At 65.0% G+C, this 16,977-nt stretch carries 15 protein-coding genes; 6 read left to right on the forward strand and 9 right to left on the reverse strand.

Annotated elements, in window-relative coordinates:
* Positions 1–35: 35 nt before the first annotated feature.
* The 3 genes from P2Q66_RS07255 to P2Q66_RS07265 are packed head-to-tail and all read right to left on the reverse strand — an operon-like array spanning position 36 to position 2,493.
* Positions 36–464 (reverse strand): HIT family protein, encoded by a 429-nt coding sequence (locus P2Q66_RS07255; RefSeq protein WP_079597650.1) that lies wholly within the window; start codon positions 462–464, stop codon positions 36–38.
* On the reverse strand, positions 461–1,600 hold the full coding sequence (locus tag P2Q66_RS07260; protein WP_275726789.1) for an NAD(P)-dependent alcohol dehydrogenase: 1,140 nt from the start codon (positions 1,598–1,600) through the stop codon (positions 461–463). The genes P2Q66_RS07255 and P2Q66_RS07260 overlap by 4 nt, the downstream gene beginning before the upstream one ends.
* Positions 1,597–2,493, reverse strand: a complete 897-nt coding sequence (locus tag P2Q66_RS07265) for a sulfurtransferase (RefSeq protein WP_275726791.1) — start codon at positions 2,491–2,493, stop codon at positions 1,597–1,599. Before P2Q66_RS07265 ends, P2Q66_RS07260 begins: the two co-directional genes overlap by 4 nt.
* Before the next feature lie 79 nt (positions 2,494–2,572).
* On the opposite strand from P2Q66_RS07265, the gene P2Q66_RS07270 reads away from it, so the two are divergent.
* Positions 2,573–3,718, forward strand: a complete 1,146-nt coding sequence (locus tag P2Q66_RS07270; RefSeq protein ID WP_275726792.1) for a PLP-dependent cysteine synthase family protein — start codon at positions 2,573–2,575, stop codon at positions 3,716–3,718.
* On the opposite strand, the gene P2Q66_RS07275 is transcribed toward P2Q66_RS07270, so the two are convergent.
* Positions 3,715–4,371 (reverse strand): MBL fold metallo-hydrolase, encoded by a 657-nt coding sequence (locus tag P2Q66_RS07275; protein ID WP_275726794.1) that lies wholly within the window; start codon positions 4,369–4,371, stop codon positions 3,715–3,717. The two genes, P2Q66_RS07270 and P2Q66_RS07275, sit on opposite strands and share 4 nt — an antisense overlap.
* Positions 4,372–4,466: 95 nt before the next feature.
* On the opposite strand from P2Q66_RS07275, the gene P2Q66_RS07280 reads away from it, so the two are divergent.
* Complete coding sequence (locus P2Q66_RS07280) at positions 4,467–4,931, forward strand: Fur family transcriptional regulator (RefSeq protein ID WP_275726810.1); 465 nt, start codon at positions 4,467–4,469, stop codon at positions 4,929–4,931.
* An 18-nt stretch (positions 4,932–4,949) separates the two neighbouring features.
* Here the strand turns inward: P2Q66_RS07280 and P2Q66_RS07285 are convergent, their stop codons facing one another.
* From P2Q66_RS07285 to P2Q66_RS07305, 5 genes are all read right to left on the reverse strand, one after another.
* Positions 4,950–5,825, reverse strand: a complete 876-nt coding sequence (locus P2Q66_RS07285) for a metal ABC transporter permease (RefSeq protein WP_079597645.1) — start codon at positions 5,823–5,825, stop codon at positions 4,950–4,952.
* Positions 5,825–6,640 carry a metal ABC transporter ATP-binding protein gene (locus P2Q66_RS07290; protein ID WP_115525055.1) on the reverse strand — a complete coding sequence of 272 codons (816 nt, stop codon included), beginning with the start codon at positions 6,638–6,640 and terminating at the stop codon, positions 5,825–5,827. The genes P2Q66_RS07285 and P2Q66_RS07290 overlap by 1 nt, the downstream gene beginning before the upstream one ends.
* Entirely contained in the window at positions 6,641–7,627 is a 987-nt protein-coding gene (locus P2Q66_RS07295) for a zinc ABC transporter substrate-binding protein (protein ID WP_275726798.1), read from the reverse strand.
* Positions 7,628–7,752: 125 nt separating this feature from the next.
* Positions 7,753–8,823: a hemolysin family protein gene (locus P2Q66_RS07300; RefSeq protein WP_115525057.1), complete on the reverse strand. Its 1,071-nt coding sequence runs from the start codon at positions 8,821–8,823 to the stop codon at positions 7,753–7,755.
* Entirely contained in the window at positions 8,820–10,157 is a 1,338-nt protein-coding gene (locus tag P2Q66_RS07305; RefSeq protein ID WP_275726801.1) for a hemolysin family protein, read from the reverse strand. Before P2Q66_RS07305 ends, P2Q66_RS07300 begins: the two co-directional genes overlap by 4 nt.
* A gap of 538 nt (positions 10,158–10,695) precedes the next feature.
* Between P2Q66_RS07305 and P2Q66_RS07310 the strand changes: the two genes are divergently transcribed.
* The 4 genes from P2Q66_RS07310 (at position 10,696) to P2Q66_RS07325 (ending at position 16,772) form a co-directional block, all read left to right on the forward strand.
* Positions 10,696–14,502: a multifunctional oxoglutarate decarboxylase/oxoglutarate dehydrogenase thiamine pyrophosphate-binding subunit/dihydrolipoyllysine-residue succinyltransferase subunit gene (locus P2Q66_RS07310; protein ID WP_275726805.1), complete on the forward strand. Its 3,807-nt coding sequence runs from the start codon at positions 10,696–10,698 to the stop codon at positions 14,500–14,502.
* A gap of 145 nt (positions 14,503–14,647) precedes the next feature.
* Positions 14,648–15,247, forward strand: a complete 600-nt coding sequence (locus P2Q66_RS07315; RefSeq protein ID WP_176156864.1) for a GDSL-type esterase/lipase family protein — start codon at positions 14,648–14,650, stop codon at positions 15,245–15,247.
* Positions 15,248–15,330: 83 nt separating this feature from the next.
* Positions 15,331–16,158: a DUF4097 family beta strand repeat-containing protein gene (locus tag P2Q66_RS07320; protein ID WP_275726807.1), complete on the forward strand. Its 828-nt coding sequence runs from the start codon at positions 15,331–15,333 to the stop codon at positions 16,156–16,158.
* Positions 16,158–16,772, forward strand: coding sequence for a PadR family transcriptional regulator (locus P2Q66_RS07325; protein ID WP_275726808.1), 615 nt, complete (start codon positions 16,158–16,160; stop codon positions 16,770–16,772). The genes P2Q66_RS07320 and P2Q66_RS07325 overlap by 1 nt, the downstream gene beginning before the upstream one ends.
* Positions 16,773–16,977 lie beyond the last annotated feature (205 nt).

Consider the following 16,977-nt stretch of genomic DNA (forward strand, 5'->3'; position numbering starts at 1 on the left):
GAGGATGTCCCGGTCAGCGCCGGGACATCCTGGGGCTACGCGGACGGGACGAACTCGCCGTAGCCTGCCGCCCGAAGGCCCTCGCGGAGTTTTTCGGCATTCGCGTCGAGGACAGCCGGATCCGGGTTCTGGTCAGCGGTGGCGAAGTTGAACTCCGCCATGCTCCTGGACGGCCATACGTGCACGTGGAGGTGGTTGATCTCGTAGCCGGCCACAATAAGGCCCGCCCGTGCAGCGTCGAAAACATCCACCTGCACCGCGCCGATCCGGCGGGCGACCTCCATGACCCTGGCGAGGGTTTCCGGGGACGCGTCGGTCCAGCGGTCCACTTCCTCGGTGGGGACCACCAGGGTGTGGCCGTCGGCAAGCGGGCCGGTGGTGAGGAATGCGGACACGTCCGGTTCCCGCCAGACGAACCGGCCGGGAATCTCCCCGTTGAGGATCCTGGTAAAAAGCGTGCTCATGCGTCTGCCTCCTTGGCGGGTGCCTGCAAGGTGCTGGTATCCAGCACGAACCGGTATTTCACGTCCCCTGCGACCATGCGGTCGTAGGCGTCATTGAGCCCACCAGCGGAGACCACTTCGATGTCGGCCACAACGCCATGCTCGGCGCAGAAGTCCAGCATCTCCTGGGTCTCGGCGATCCCGCCGATCAAGGAGCCTGCATAGGCGATCCTGCGCCGGATGAGGGCCCGGGGATTGACGGGAGGCATGGCCTCAGAGGGAAGTCCCAGCTGGAAAAGGGCGCCGTCCACCCGGAGGGTGCGGAACAGCGGGTTCAGGTCATGCGGGGCGGCAACGGTATCGATGATCAGGTCGATGGTGCGGTCCGCCGCAGCCATGGCGTCTTCGTCCCGGGACAGGACCACTTCGTCGGCCCCGAGCTCAAGCGCAGCGGGCACCTTGGACTCTGACGTCGTAAAGACCACCACCTTGGCGCCCATGGCTTTGGCGAGCTTGACCGCCATGTGGCCGAGTCCGCCGAGGCCCACCACGCCTACAACGTCTCCCTCTTCCACATCGAAGTGCCGCAGCGGGGAGAAAGTGGTGACCCCGGCGCAGAGCAAAGGCGCGACGGCGGCCGGGTCGAGTGATTCAGGGACGCGCACCACGTAGCGGCGGTCCACCACGATGGACGACGAGTAGCCGCCCTGGGTGGTGGCGTCACCGTTCCGCCGGTCTGTCGCACCGTAGGTGCCGGTCATCCCCTTTTCGCAGTACTGCTCCAGGCCGTCCAGGCAGCTTTCGCATTCGCGGCAGGAGTCCACGATACAGCCCACGCCCACCCGGTCGCCCCCTGAAAAATCGGTGACACCTGCGCCGATCCGGCTGACGGTCCCTACGATCTCGTGGCCGGGCACCAGCGGATATGTCTGGCCTCCCCACTCGCCCCTCACCGCATGCACGTCGGAGTGGCACAGGCCGCAGAATTCGATGGCAATTTCGACGTCGTCCGGCTTGGGTGCGCGCCGGGCGACGGTCAACGGGACCAAACCGCTGTCACTGGATACTGCGCCATACGCGGCGGCAAGGACTCCGGCGTCGGAAGCGGGCGTTATGGGTTTGGCGAGGGGCGGCGGTACGGGACGTCCTGGGGTCATAGTGCGACGCTACCCTTGCCGCCGACAAACTTTCCACCCGACCGGTGCCCGCCGCCGGGTTCCGGGCCGGTGGCTACGGGCAATTCGGCATTGTTGGACCATTCCGAGAAGGAGCCTGGATAGAGGGCAGCCCGAATGCCGGCGACTTCCAGCGCCGCCACCTCGTGGGCCGCCGTCACGCCGGACCCGCAGTAAACAGCAACCGGGATGCCGTCACGCACACCCACCGATTCAAACCTGCGCCGCAATTCTGCCGCAGGCAGGAAGCGTCCGTTCCCATCCACGTTGTCCGACGTCGGCGCGCTCACCGCTCCGGGGATGTGGCCTGCCCGAGGATCAACGGGCTCGATCTCGCCGCGGTACCTCTCCCCCGCGCGTGCGTCGAGCAAAAGTCCGCTGCCCGCCCAGGTGGCGGCAGCAGCGGCGTCGAGCACTGGCATGTTCCCGTCAGCCAAGGTGACGTTCCCGGGCTCCGGCTGCACCGGGCCGGCTTCAACCGGCAGGTCCGCCCCACGCCAGGCGGCGAGGCCGCCGTCAAGAAGGCAGACGTCGGCGAACCCGGCGTTCCGCAGCATCCACCACACCCTGGCGGCGGCCATGTTGGCTGTGTCATCGTAGGCCACCACCACGTCTCCGTCGTTGATCCCCCAGCGCCTCGCTGCCGCCTGGAAGTCGTCCGTTGCCGGCGACGGGTGCCGCCCCCGCTCCGGAGCCGGGGGCGCCGCCAGTTCAGTGGCAAGGTCCACAAAGACTGCGCCAGGCATGTGTCCGGCGAGGTAGTGCTTGTGCCCGTGCGGGTCACCCAGGGCCCAGCGGACATCCAAGAGCACGGTGCGCCCGCGGTCATCAGCAAGACGCGCCTGCAGCCCGGCAACATCGATCAGGGGGTTCATGTGCACTCCTTTGGAGGTGGTGGAACCAACGGATCCCACTCTAGGCTGGTCGCCGTCCGGCCGCAGGTAGGCTGGATCGGTGATGAACGGGACCAGCGGCAACAGGCAGGGCGGCAACAGCGAAGGCTCAGACTGGGAGGGCCGCGGGTTGTCGGACCGGGACTGGGCTGACCAGGCCATCCGCAGGATCAGGGCAGAAAACAACCGCTCGGCCGACACACACCTCTACTCCGTGCCCCTGCCGGAACACTGGGGAGTCCAGCTCTACCTCAAGGATGAATCGACCCACCGCTCAGGCAGCCTCAAGCACCGGCTGGCGCGCTCCCTGTTTCTCTTCGGCCTGGTGAACGGCTGGATCAGGGCGAACACCACTATCGTGGAGGCTTCCAGTGGCAGCACCGCGGTCTCCGAGGCCTACTTCGCCCAGCTACTGGGGCTTCCGTTCATCGCGGTCATGGCGCGTACCACGAGCCAGGAGAAGATCGCCCTGATCGAACAGTTCGGTGGCTCGTGCCTACTCGTGGAGCATGCCTCCGACGTCTACGCAGCTGCAGAAGAGGTGGCAGCTACCTGCAACGGCCACTACATGGACCAGTTCACGTATGCGGAACGGGCCACGGACTGGCGCGGCAACAACAACATCGCCGAGTCCATTTTCGGGCAGCTTCAGCTCGAGGAGCATCCGGTTCCCGACTGGGTCGTGGTGGGTGCGGGGACGGGTGGAACCAGCGCAACCATCGGCCGCTACCTCCGCTACCACAGCCATCCCACCCGGCTGCTGGTGGTGGATCCGGAGAATTCGGCGTTCTATCCGGGCTGGCTGGGTGGGACGGCCAATCCTCCGGCCGGCCTGCCGTCCCGCATCGAGGGCATCGGGCGGCCGCGGATGGAGCCCAGCTTCGTGCCCTCCGTGATCGACCGCATGGTCCAGGTTCCCGATGCGGCATCGGTGGCAGCCATGCGCCACCTGCGGGTCCTGGCCGGCCTCCACGCAGGACCGTCCACCGGCACCAATTTGTGGGGCGTCTGGCAGGTCGTCGCCGAAATGGTCGCCGAAGGCAGGCGGGGCAGCATCGTTTCGCTGATGTGCGACGGCGGTGAGCGCTACGCGGGCAACTACTACAACCAGGAGTGGCTGGCATCCCACGGCCTCGACCCCGAGCCGTATGAAGCGGTCATCAGGACGTTTTTCGATACAGGGCAGTGGGACCCCACGGCCATCTAAATCTCCACGGACTCCCTGGCAGCCAGATGCGTGTACTCGGTGCCGTACTTGGCGCCGATCCGTGCCACGTGTCCCTCCACGATCTTCAGGCCGTTCTCATTGAGCAGCCCGTCATGGATCTGGAATGCCCGCGGGGCCCGCACTCCGACGACGAAATCCACCACTTCCGCGGATTTGCTCCAGGGCGCATGCAGCGGAACCAGCAGGGTCTTGACGCTGATGCCGTCCGGAATGACGAACGAGTCGCCCGGGTGGTAGACGTTCTCGTCAATGAGGTAGCCGATGTTGGCTACAACCGGAATCTGTGGATGGATCAGCGCATGCTGGCCGCCAAAGCTTCGGAACGCGAAGCCCGCTGCTTCGAAAGCTGTACCCGGCTGCACGGCATTGACGCGGGCGACGGCCTCCGGAGCTTTGGTGCGCAACGTGTCCGCTACTCCTTCCGGCGCGAAAATGGCCAGGCCCGCGTTGCTGCGAAGAGCCTCAACGACCGGTCCGACGTCGATGTGGTCGGCGTGTTCGTGGGTGACCAGCACGGCGTCCGCACCGTTAAGGGCCTCGGCTGTTTCGGAGAAATTGCCGGGATCCACCACCAATACACGGTTGTCCTTCTCGAGCCGCACGCAGGCATGGGTGTATTTCGTCAGCTTCATAGCGCCAGCCTAGGGTTAGGCGGCGAACGGTGTCCACGAGGCTGCGGCTGGTAATCTGTATCTTTGCCACCATCCCCACGGAAGCGAGTTCGTCCATGCCGCTCGGCGCCAAGGCTGATTCCACTACGCCCGCCCCCGTTACGGGTGGCGGCAAGGAACAGCGCGTCACCAAACAGCGCCGGGCCGTCAGTGCGGCGCTGGATGAGCTCGACGACTTCGTCAGCACGCAGGAGCTGTACCGGATCCTGCAGAACCAGGGCGTCTCGGTTTCGCTCGCCACCGCCTACCGGATCCTTCAGTCCCTTGCCGACGAAGGGCTCGTGGACGTCCTGCGCAACGGCGAAGGCGAAGCCGTGTACCGGCGGTGCGCCGTCACCGGCCACCACCACCATCTGCTGTGCAGGAACTGCGGGAAAGCGGTGGAGGTCGAGGCCCCTGCTGTGGAAACCTGGGCGGCACGCACCGCCGCGGAACACGGCTACACGGAAGTCGCCCACACCGTGGAAATCTTCGGCCTGTGCCCCGACTGCACGGCCCTGAGGGCTGCGGGCAAGCTGTAACAACCGGGCCCGGTGCGCTTACCGGGGCTGCAGGACCCGTCCGTTGATGCCCCTGCCGGCACGGACCGAGCCCACAACGCGGCACACCACGTAGATCAGGAATGAGAGCGTGGTGACGTAGGGGCTGATGGGGATCCGGCCGCCGAGGGCCAGCAGGATTCCGCCGACCGTTGCCGTCACGGCGAAGACCACGCTCAGCACCACCACTGCCACCGGCGAGGACGTAACGCGCAGGGCAGCTGCGGCCGGGGTGATGAGCAGGGCCAGCACCAGGAGTGCTCCCACTACCTGGATGGAGAGGGCAACGCTGATGCCCAGCAGGACCATAAAAACGATGGCAAGCGTCCGCACCGGAACGCCCCGGGCTTCGGCGAGTTCCGGGTCCACGCTGGCGAAGTTCAGCGGCCGCCAGATGGCGATCAGGGCCACCATCACCACCACCGCTGTCCCGGCGAGTGCCTGCAGCTGGACCGTGTCGACGGAAACAATCTGGCCGGTGAGCAGTCCGAATTTGTTGGCCGCACGGCCCTCGTACAGGGAGAGGAACAGGATCCCCAGCCCCAGGCCGAACGGCATGATGACACCGATGATCGAATTCTTGTCCCTTGCCCTGACGCCCATGAGGCCCAGCAACAGCGCCGCGGCGACGGACCCGATGAGGGACCCGAAGACGATGTCCGCACCGATCAGGAGCGCAAAGGCCGCGCCGGCAAAGGAGAGTTCGGAAATACCGTGAACGGCAAAAGCCAGGTCCCGCTTCATCACGAACGTGCCTACGAGGCCGCCGAGGAGGCCAAGGACGGCGCCTGCCCAGATGGAGTTCTGGACGAGGACCAGCAGCTCGCCATAGTTCTCGAAATTGAAGATGGCCCCAAGGATGCTGTCTGCGTCCATCAGGCTGCCTCCCCTGCCAGCGCATGGGTCTCTGCGTGGTGGTGGGTGGTGGCGTCAGGAAGCCCGACCACCACAATGCGGCCGTTGGCGTGAATGACCTCAACATGGCTGCCATAGAGGTCGGACAGCACCTCCGTGGTCATCACTTCGTCGGGAGTTCCCACCTTGAAGCGGCCCCCCGCCAGGTAAAGTACCCGGTCCACGTAATCGATGATCGGGTTGATCTCATGGGTCACGAACACCACTGCGCTGTTCCGCTCGTGGCACTGCTTGTTGATCAGTGCGCTGACGGCCTGCTGGTGGTGCAGGTCAAGGGACAGCAGCGGTTCGTCGCACAGCAGGACCTGGGGATCGGTGGCAAGGGCCTGGGCAACGCGGAGCCGCTGCTGCTCGCCGCCGGAGAGTTGGCCTACCGGAACCTTTGCGTAGTCCGTGGCACCCACCAGGTCAAGGAGTTCGTCGATCCTGCGGTTAGCCTTGGCCGATGAGAGCCGCAGTCCCCACCGGTGGCCGTCCACGCCGAGTCCAACCAGATCCCTTGCGCGCATCGGAGTATCGGGGGCAAACGACTTCTGCTGGGGGATGTAGCCGATCAGGCTGCTGCCGCGTTCAACAGGGCGGCCGCCAAGCGCAGCCCGGCCCTGGTGCAGGTCCTGTAATCCGAGCAGGACTTTCAGGAAGCTTGTTTTTCCGCTCCCGTTGGGACCCAGCACGGCGAAGAATTCGCCGGGCTTGATGTCCAGGTCCAGGTCCTCCCAGAGCGCCCGCTTACCGAATTTCAGGGACGCACCGGTGAGGCTGACGACAGGTTTCAACTATTTGCTCTCCAGAACTTTGCTGATGTTGTCCACATTGTCCGTCATCCACTGGAGGTACGTCTTGCCTTCGGGCAGCGTTTCATTGAAGTCCACCACCGGAACGCCGGCCGTTTCGGCCGCTTCCTTCAACGACTCCGTCTGTGGACCTTCGGTTTGCTCGTTGTAGGCCAGGAAACGGACCGACTTCGATGCCACCAGATCCGTTGCCGCCTTGAGCACGGCCGGGGGCACGTCGGAGTCTTCCTCGATCGCAGCAGTGTAGTCCTCGGGGGTGGCGTTCACCAGACCTGCATCCTCCAGCAGGTACAGCGGAACGGGTTCCGTGACAGCCACCGTGGCGCCGGCGGCGCTGCCCTTCAGCGAGTCGAGCTTTCCATGCAGTTCTTCCAGCGTGGACGTGAAGGTGGCCGCATTGGTCTCGAACGTCTGTGCCGACGCGGGATCGAGCTCCGCGAGCTTGGCTGCGATGTCACCGGCGAGCTGCTCCATGGCGTGCAGGCTGTACCACACGTGTTCGTTGAGATCGCCGTGGTCGTGGGCTTCCCCGCCTGCCGGTTCGGACTCCGTGGCGGTGGCTTCGGCTGAAGCTTCTGCCCCTTCCGGGTGCGCCAGGCCGGACAGTTCGACGGCGTTCAGCACCTTGCCGGCGTCGAGGTTGCTGTCCTCCGCCAGGGTGTGGATGAAGTCGTCGTACCCGCCGCCGTTTTCGATGACGAGGTCAGCCTTGGACACTGCAAGCCGGTCCTGGGCGGTCGCTTCATAGGAATGCGGATCCTGGCTCGTCTTGTTGATGATGGCGGTGACGCTGACTTTGTCCCCGCCGATGGTCTTGGCGATATCCCCGTAGACGTTGGTGGACGCCACAACGTTGATTCCCTCGGCAGCGTCGGACGGCGGCTCGGCCTGGGGGCTGCAGGCAGTCAGCAGCAGGCCAAGCCCGGCGAGGGCGGCAACGGACGAACGGGCAGCGGCAGGACGACGCACGAAAAACCTCAGTTCACTGGGGAGGGAAAACAACCAGTTCAGTTTATACCTAAATGGGAATCATTCCTATTTAGGTCTGGGCAATGGAGAGGTGCCCTCCCGGTCGGCCGGGAAGGGCACCAGCGTCATCCTCCGTTGGGTTGTCCCAGGCGCCGGATCCCCGTGGCCTGGGTGGCGTCCCGGATCTCGCCCACGAGCTGTTCGATAACGTCCTCCAGGAACAGCACTCCCTGCGTATTGCCGTCAGGACCGATGACCCGGGCAAGGTGCGAACCTGTCCGCTGCATGACATACATCGCCTTTTCGATTTCGTCATCCAGGGCAAGGTTTGCCAGCGACCTGATCCGGCTTTCGGCGATGGGAAGCCCATACGCCTGCTCCGGGATGGACAGGACGTCCTTCACGTGCAGGTAACCGTAAAGCATGTCCTCATCATCAAGCATGGGGAACCGGGAGAAGCCGGTCCGGCTGACGGCCTTTTCAAACTCCACGGGAGTGGTCGCAGCCTTCAGCATGACCAGGTTCCCGAGCGGCACCATGATGTCGGCGGCGGTGTGCTCCGAAAATTCCAGGGCACCGTTAATCAGCCCGGCGTCGTCGTCCACCAGGCCGTGGCGGGTGGACTCCTGGACGATGGACTGCACCTCCTCAAGGGTGAACGAGGAGTTCACCTCGTCCTTGGGCTCGATCCGCAGCAGCTTGAGGATGTGGTTTGCCGACCAGTTGAGGACGGAAATCACCGGGTGCACCAGCCGGGCGATGAACATGAGCGGCGGCGCCAGGAACAAGGCCGCCTTGTCCGCGACGGACACCGAGATGTTCTTCGGCACCATCTCGCCGAAGGTCACGTGCAGGAACGTCACCAGCATCAGTGCCACGGCGAAGGCCGCCACGTCGGCCACCTCCACGGGCAGTCCCACCATTTCCAGCGGGTAGGCCAGCAGGTGGTGGATGGCAGGTTCTGCCACCAACAGGATCAGCAGCGAACAGACTGTGATGCCGAGCTGTGCACACGCCAGCATGAGGGACACGTTTTCCATGGCCTTCAGGGTGGTTTGCGCGCGTTTGGAGCCGCTCTCCGCGAGGGGCTCGATCTGGCTGCGCCTGGCGGACATGACAGCAAATTCAGCTGCCACGAAGAAGGCGTTTCCCAGGAGCAGGACGCCCAGCCAGAGGATTCCGGCCCAGTCGCTCATCGTTCAATCCTGTCGCTGGTGTCCATGGTCCCGGCTTCCGGACCGGCCGGCCGGAAGCAGATCCGGTCGATCCGGCGGCCGTCCATCCTGGTGACGCTGAGGGTTCCGCCGCCAACCGGCACGGCGTCCCCCACCGCGGCGATCCGGCCGAGCTTGCTCATGACATAGCCGCCCACGGTTTCGTAGGCTGCTTCGTCGGGGACCGTCAGTCCCGGAATCTGTTCGGACAGTTCGTCCGGACGGAGCAGTCCCGGGAAGTACCAGTCGCCGGACGCGCTTTGCAGCAGCCCCGGGCGGACCTTGTCATGTTCATCCGCGACTTCCCCGACGATCTCCTCCACCAGGTCCTCCAGGGTTGCGATGCCGGCGGTCCCGCCGTACTCGTCCAGGACGACGGCGAGCTGCAGGTTCCCCTCGCGGAGCTCGGCGAGCAGGGCGTCAAGGTGGATGGTCTCGGGGACCCGGAGCACCTCTGTCATGATGGCGCCGGCTTCCAGGTTTTGCCGACGCTCGGACGGAACCGCCACGGCCTTCTTGACGTGGACCAGGCCGCGGATATCGTCCGCGGAGTCACCGATAACGGGGAACCGTGAGTACCCCGTCCTGCGTGCGGCAGCCACGATGTCAGAAACAGGCTGGTCCGCGTCGATCGTTTCCACCCGGATGCGGGGCGTCATAACGTCCGCTGCCGTCCTGGTCGAAAAGTTCAAGGTGCGCGCAATGAAGTTGGCCGTGCCGGCGTCGAGCGTTCCCATCGCCGCCGAGCGGCGGACCAGCGAAGCAAGCTCCGCCGGGGTGCGTGCCCCGGAGATCTCTTCCTTGGCCTCCAAGCCGAAAACGTTGAGCACTTTGTTGGAGAAGCCGTTGAGCACCACAATCGCCGGCTTGAAGATGGCAGTGAAGATCAGCTGGGGCCGCGCCAGGGCCTTACCCACGGGGAAGGACAAGGCGATGGCCATGTTCTTGGGAACCAGCTCGCCCAGGAGCATCGAGAGCAGGGTGGCAATCACCATCGCCAGGACCAGCGAGATGGACGCCACGGCCACGTCGGGGAGTCCGACGGCGGCCAGCGGGGCTTCGAGGAGCCGGCCCACCGAGGGCTCCATGACGTAGCCCGTGAGCAGGGTGGTGAGGGTAATGCCCAGCTGGCAGCTGGAGAGCTGCGTTGACAGGGACTTGAGGCAGGTGAGCAGGGCAACGGCGCCGGTGTCGCCGTCGTCCACTGCGCGCTGGACGGTGGGCTGGTCGAGGGCGATGAGGGAGAACTCAACGGCAACAAAGAAACCTGTACCGGCGATGAGCAGCAGGCCTGCTGCAAGGAGTAGCCATTCCATTCAGCATCCCGCCTGGAGGGCGTCGAGCTGTGCAACGGCCTTACGCGGATGGCGGATGCTGGAATATCTGCCCGGCGGAGGATGGTCGGCAGAAACCGACGCTCTTTCCTTGCGGGCTGCGGCCGGCTTGGCCGCTGGTGGGTGATGGGCGCGTGTTCGGGGTTTGCCGGCTCTGCGGGTCGACTGTGCGGCGCTGTTCTTCGTGCTCCGCTGACAGCCCCCAGGCCGGCACCTAGATTTACTGTCCATAAGAATTTCAGTCTACAGGAGCAGGTGCCCTGTCCCGGGCGGGCGAAGGACGGGTTCGAGCGGCGGATTCCCTTACCCACAAACCGCCCGTTGAGACGCGTCCGGCCGCCATATTCAGCCCTTGGCGCGTCACTTCATGATTTGGGTCACCCTTATTGGCAGTTAAGACGACATGCTCACTAGACTTGCAAACGTCTGGGTTCAGAGGACGCAGAGACTGGTTCGAACGTAGTGCTGAAGCACCGTGGGGCCGGAGAGAAATCAAACTCATGGAAGAGGCGTATTTCAAGTGCCAGAGCAGCCAAGCCACCGTCTACCAGAGGAATTTGGCGGAAACGAGTGGCTCGTTGACGAACTGTACGAGCAGTACCAGCAGGACAAGAACGCTGTGGATGCCAAGTGGTGGCCGCTGTTTGAATCGTTCGACTCGGGCAGCAGTTCTTCTTCCAACGGAAATTCGGGACAGGCCACGGCCAACCCTCCCACCCGGCAGATGCCCATCGTGAACGCGGCTCCTGCAGCACCGGCACCGTCGCCGGCCGCAGCTCCGGCCGCTCCCCCGGCTCCGCCGGCCGCTGCCGCACCCGCCCCGGCACCGGTGAAGAAGGCTCCCGCCACCGTAGCCCGCGACGGCGGCAAGAAGACCGAGGGCGCTACCGGATCCCAGCCGATCCCCGCGCAGCTGCCTAAGAATGTCAAGGCCCCCACCGCTCCCGAGGAAGACGTCGTCTCCGTCCTCCGCGGACCGGCCAAGGCGATTGCCACGAACATGGTCACCAGCCTCGAGGTGCCCACCGCCACCAGCGTCCGGGCCATTCCTGCCAAGCTGCTGATCGACAACCGTGTGGTCATCAACTCCAACCTCGCCCGGGCACGCGGCGGCAAGGTCTCCTTCACGCACCTCATCGGCTACGCCGTGATCCGTGCCCTGTCGCAGTTCCCCTCCATGAACGTGTACTACGACGAGGTGGACGGCAAGCCTTCGGCTGTCCAGCCCGCCCACGTCAACTTCGGCATCGCCATCGACATGCCCAAGCCCGACGGGACCCGCCTGCTGATGGTTCCGAACATCAAGAAGGCCGAAACCCTTAACTTTGCCGAGTTCTGGCACACCTACGAGGACCTCATCAAGCGTGCCCGCAACGGCAAGCTCACCGCAGAGGACCACCAGGGCACCACTGTTTCACTGACCAACCCGGGCGGCATCGGCACCGTCCACTCGGTACCCCGCCTCTCCAAGGGCCAGGCCGCCATCATCGGCGTCGGCGCCCTTGACTACCCCGCCGAATTCCAGGGCGCCAGCGAAAAGATCATCGCCCAGAATGCCATCAGCAAGGTCCTCACGCTCACGTCGACGTACGACCACCGCGTCATCCAGGGTGCCGGCAGCGGCGAGTTCCTGAAGCTCGTCCACCAGCTCCTGCTCGGGGCGCAGAACTTCTACGACGAGATCTTCGAAGCCCTCCGGATCCCGTACGAGCCTGTCCGGTGGAGCGCCGACAAGCAGGTGGACCCGGCCGACGAAATCAACAAGGTGGCCCGGATCCAGCAGCTGATCCACTCCTACCGCGTCCGCGGCCACCTGATGGCGGACACGGATCCCCTGGAATACGTTCAGCGCAAGCACCCTGACCTGGACGTCCTGACCTATGGGCTGACCCTGTGGGACCTGGACCGCGAATGGCCCACCGGTGGCTTCGGCGGCAAGCCGCAGCTGAAGTTCCGCGACATCCTGGGTGTCCTGCGTGACGCCTACTGCCGCACCACCGGCATCGAATACATGCACATCCAGGAGCCTGCCGAGCGCAAGTGGTTCCAGGACCAGCTGGAGCACCCGTACTCCAAGCCGAGCCGTGAAGAGCAGCTCCGGATCGTTTCCAAGCTGAACGCCGCGGAAGCCTTCGAAACGTTCCTGCAGACCAAGTTCGTGGGCCAGAAGCGCTTCTCCCTGGAGGGCGGCGAGTCCCTGATTCCGCTGCTTGACGCGATCATGTCCGACGCCGCCGACGACGGCCTCGACGAAGTCGCCATCGGCATGGCCCACCGTGGCCGCCTCAACGTGCTCACGAACATCGCCGGCAAGACCTACGCACAGGTGTTCCGCGAGTTCGAAGGCACCCAGGACCCCCGCTCCGTCCAGGGTTCCGGCGACGTCAAGTACCACCTGGGTACTGAGGGCACCTTCACGTCGGACAACGGCAAGGAAACCAAGGTCTACCTGGCCGCCAACCCCTCCCACCTGGAGGCCGTTGACCCCGTGCTCGAAGGCATCGTCCGCGCCAAGCAGGACCGCCTGGACCAGGGTGAATCGTTCCCCGTCCTGCCTATCGTGGTCCACGGCGACGCCGCCTTCGCCGGCCAGGGTGTTGTCGCTGAGACGCTCAACCTGTCCCAGCTGCGCGGCTACCGCACCGGTGGAACCATCCACATCGTGGTCAACAACCAGGTGGGCTTCACCACCGCCCCGTCCTCTTCGCGTTCCTCCACGTACTCCACGGATGTCGCCAAGATGATCCAGGCACCGGTCTTCCACGTGAACGGTGACGACCCCGAGGCTGTGGTCCGCATCGGCCAGCTCGCCTACGAGTTCCGCCAGCGTTTCCACAAGGACGTTGTCATCGACATGGTCTGCTACCGCCGCCGGGGCCACAACGAGGGCGACGACCCCTCGATGACCCAGCCGCTGATGTACAACCTCATCGAAGCCAAGCGCTCCGTCCGCAAGCTGTACACCGAATCCCTGATCGGACGCGGCGACATCACCGAGGAAGAAGCAGAGCAGCTGCTCCGCGACTACCAGGAGCGGCTGGAACGCGTCTTCGCCGAGACCCACGCAGCGCAGACGTCCCCGATCCCGATTGTCACCGCAGACTCCGCTGCAGTATCGGACATCGAGCGGCCCATCGCCCAGCAGTCCGACTCCAGCATCAGCGCCCCGGCCTCCACGGCCATCTCGGCGGAGACGCTGGCCCGGATCGGCAAGGCGCACGTGGAGATCCCCGAGGGCTTCACGGTCCACGCCAAGCTGAAGCAGCTGCTCGAGAAGCGTGAGCAGATGTCCCGTGAAGGCGGCATCGACTGGGGCTTCGGCGAGATCGCGGCCTTTGGCTCACTCATCATGGAAGGCGTTCCCGTACGCCTTGCCGGCCAGGACTCACGCCGCGGTACCTTCGTGCAGCGCCATGCCGTGTTCCACGACCGCGCCAACGGCAAGGAATGGCTGCCCCTGGGCAACCTTTCCGATGACCAGGCCAAGCTGTGGATCTACGATTCGCTGCTGTCGGAATACGCGGCCATGGGCTTCGAATACGGCTACTCGGTGGAACGGCCGGACGCGCTGGTCCTCTGGGAAGCCCAGTTCGGTGACTTCGTCAACGGCGCCCAGACCATCATCGACGAGTTCATCTCGTCGGCGGAGCAGAAGTGGGGCCAGCGTTCCTCGCTGGTGCTGATGCTTCCGCACGGCTACGAAGGCCAGGGCCCGGACCACTCCTCGGCCAGGATCGAGCGCTTCCTGCAGCTGTGTGCTGAAGAGAACATGATCGTGGCGAACCCCACCACGGCTGCTTCGCACTTCCACCTCCTGCGCCGCCAGGCGTACAGCCGTCCGCGGAAGCCGCTGATCATCTTCACGCCGAAGCAGCTCCTCCGCCTGAAGGCCGCTGCATCATCGGTCGAGGACTTCACCACCGGCACGTTCCGCCCGGTCATCCCGGAGCATGAGCAGCTGGCGACAGACGCCGTCGAACGCGTCCTGCTGGTCTCCGGCCGCCTGTACTACGATCTTCTGTCCACCCGGCAGAAGACCGGCGACAAGACCACCGCGATCGTCCGCGTGGAGCAGCTTTACCCGCTGCCGCATGCCGAGATTGCCGCGGAACTTGCCAAGTACCCGAACGCCGAGGTTGTCTGGGCCCAGGACGAGCCTGCCAACCAGGGACCGTGGCCGTTCATCGGCCTGAACCTGCCGGACGCCCTTGACCGCCGGGTGCGCCTGGTGTCGCGTCCTGCGTCAGCCTCTACGGCTGCCGGTTCCATGAAGCGGCACGCCGCGGAGCAGGATGTTCTGCTGAAGCAGGCATTTGCACGGAAGTAAGCAGTAAGGCTGCCCGGCCGGACGTCGAAATACCAGACTCCGGCCGGGCAGTTCTGTTTAATGGATGGACAGCGCCGCCCCGTTATCCCGCATCCGCGGCGCCACGGTGGCAGCGGCCAGTCAGGACCGAAGTAAAGAGGATCGTGTGGAAGACAGGAAGCTGCGTATTGCGGCTGTAGGAGATGAACTGCTCGCCGGACTGGGAGATCCCCGGGCGCTCGGCTGGCTGGGCCGCGTCCTTGCCCGCACTCCCCAGGACGGCATGCTGATGGAAAGTTATGCCCTCCCCTGTCCACAGGAAGGGACGGAGGGTCTGGCCGCGCGCTGGCTGGAAGAAGCGGGGCGGCGGTTCAGCCCGCAGGCGGAAAACCGCCTGGTGATCGGGCTATCCGGCCGGGACATCGAATTCGGCCTGTCCACTGCACGGAGCCGGCTCAACCTGGCAAACATCCTGGACTCGGCGTCGCAGAACCGGATCGAGGTTTTCGTCGTGGGGCCGCCGCCCACTTTGGATCCGGCGCAGAACCGCCGGCTGGATGAATTGAACACCGCCTTCGCGGATGTCACCACCCGCCGGAAGCACCTGTACGTCGACACGTTCTCACCGCTCCTCAACCACGAGCAGTGGCGCCAGGACCTCGCGGCAAACGGTGGGACTCCCGGCCAGGCCGGGTACGGGCTCATGGCGTGGCTGGTGCTGCACCGCGGCTGGTTCCAGTGGCTCAAACTGGACGCACCCGCCTAAACCACTCGCGATATATCTTGACCACCCCTTCCGGCAGCGGTACCGTTGAGCCTACACACGATATATCGCCTTTTGGAGGGGCCATGTCTGAGCAGAACTGGACTGTCACCAGCCCGCAAACCATCGACGTTGACGGCGTGACGTCGTTGAAGCTGGGCATGGTCCGCGGGCGGTTCTACGTCGTGACCCACCAGGAACCCGTTGCCCGCATTGAAATCACCGAGGTCCATGGAGACCCCGTGGCGGTTTCCATCAGCAACGGCAGGCTGGAAGTCCGGCACCAGCTTCACGGTGCCCAGGGCTGGTTCAAGAACCTCATGGGAGCGGTGAGCCACAACAGCGAGAACTCGGCCGTGATCAGCATCGCCGTTCCGGAGAACGTTGACGTCGAAGCCGGAATCGTCAGTGGCGACGGCATGGTCTCCGGGGTTACCGGCAATACCCGGCTGAATACCGTCTCCGGCTCCGTCATGGCGAACGGCACAGGCGGAGAATTGCATGTCAACACCGTCAGCGGAGAGGTTGCTGCCCGGAACCACGCCGGCGTCCTGACCGCCAAGAGCGTTTCCGGGGAGGTGACGGCCTCCGGCCGCTTCACCCATGTCCGGGCCAACACCGTCAGCGGGCACCTGAGCTTCGACCTGCAGGACTTCACGCACGACTTTGGCTCCAACTCGGTTTCCGGCGACCTCACCGTCCGGCTGCCGCACAATGTAGGCGTGGACATCGTGGCCAAGTCTGCCAGCGGGGCCGTGGTCATCGACGACCAGCACTATGCGCAGGTGGGCGGAAAGGTGGAGACCATTGCAGGTCCTGACGGGCAGCTCATGCTGGTCCGGACGAACTCCGTCTCCGGCAAGACATCGATCTTCCACAGCCCGACGCCCGGAAATGCGGAAGCGGCGAACTGATGCCGCCGGTATTCGCGCACGGTGCTTTGCGCCTGTACCTCCTGGCGCTGCTTGAATCAGGCCCCAAGCACGGCTATGAGCTCATCAAGGCCCTCAAGGACCGTTTTGGCGGCACCTACTCCCCCAGCGCCGGCACCATCTACCCCCGCCTCGGAAAGCTCGAGGAGGAGGGCCTGGTGGCCACGGAATCAGCCGGCCGGCGCACCAACTACCGCATCACCGCCGCGGGCCTGGCTGAACTGGACCGGCGGCGCGACGAACTGGCCGGGGTGGAAAACGACATTTCAGCCTCGGTCCGCCGGCTGGCCGATGACCTGCGGGAGGACATCCGCAGCAACATGCGCGGCCTCCGTGCCGACCTGGCAGCAACGGCGGAAGCTGCCCGTGCCACTACGCTGGCGGCGGACTTCCGGCTTCCGGGCGGACGGGGCCCCGTGGTGGGCCAGCGGTCCCTTAAGGAAGCGGAAATGATGCTCCAGGAGTTTCGCGACGATGTCCGCACCGAACTCAGGCTGGCGGCCCGCACCCAGCCTCTGAGTCCTGTCACCCTGGAAACCATGAGGACGGTGCTGGAGCAGGCCGGCATCGCTATCCGGAACTCCCTGCACTCCTGAGCCCGGCGGCGTGGATGCGTCCAGGCGCAGGTCATGCGGCGGTTCCCGGTTCGCGGGCGGTCTGATGATGTGCGAGACTTGAGGGCAGCTCTTTTGAGTACCAACAGTAAGGAGGCCAGCTATGAGCAAGCGTGCACGCAAGCGTCGTGACCGTAAGCGTGGCGGCGCGAACCACGGGAAGCGCCCCAACACCTAGGCAAATGCC

It is taken from the genome of Arthrobacter sp. Cr_A7, from assembly GCF_029222765.1.
Taxonomy (GTDB): Bacteria; Actinomycetota; Actinomycetes; order Actinomycetales; family Micrococcaceae; genus Arthrobacter.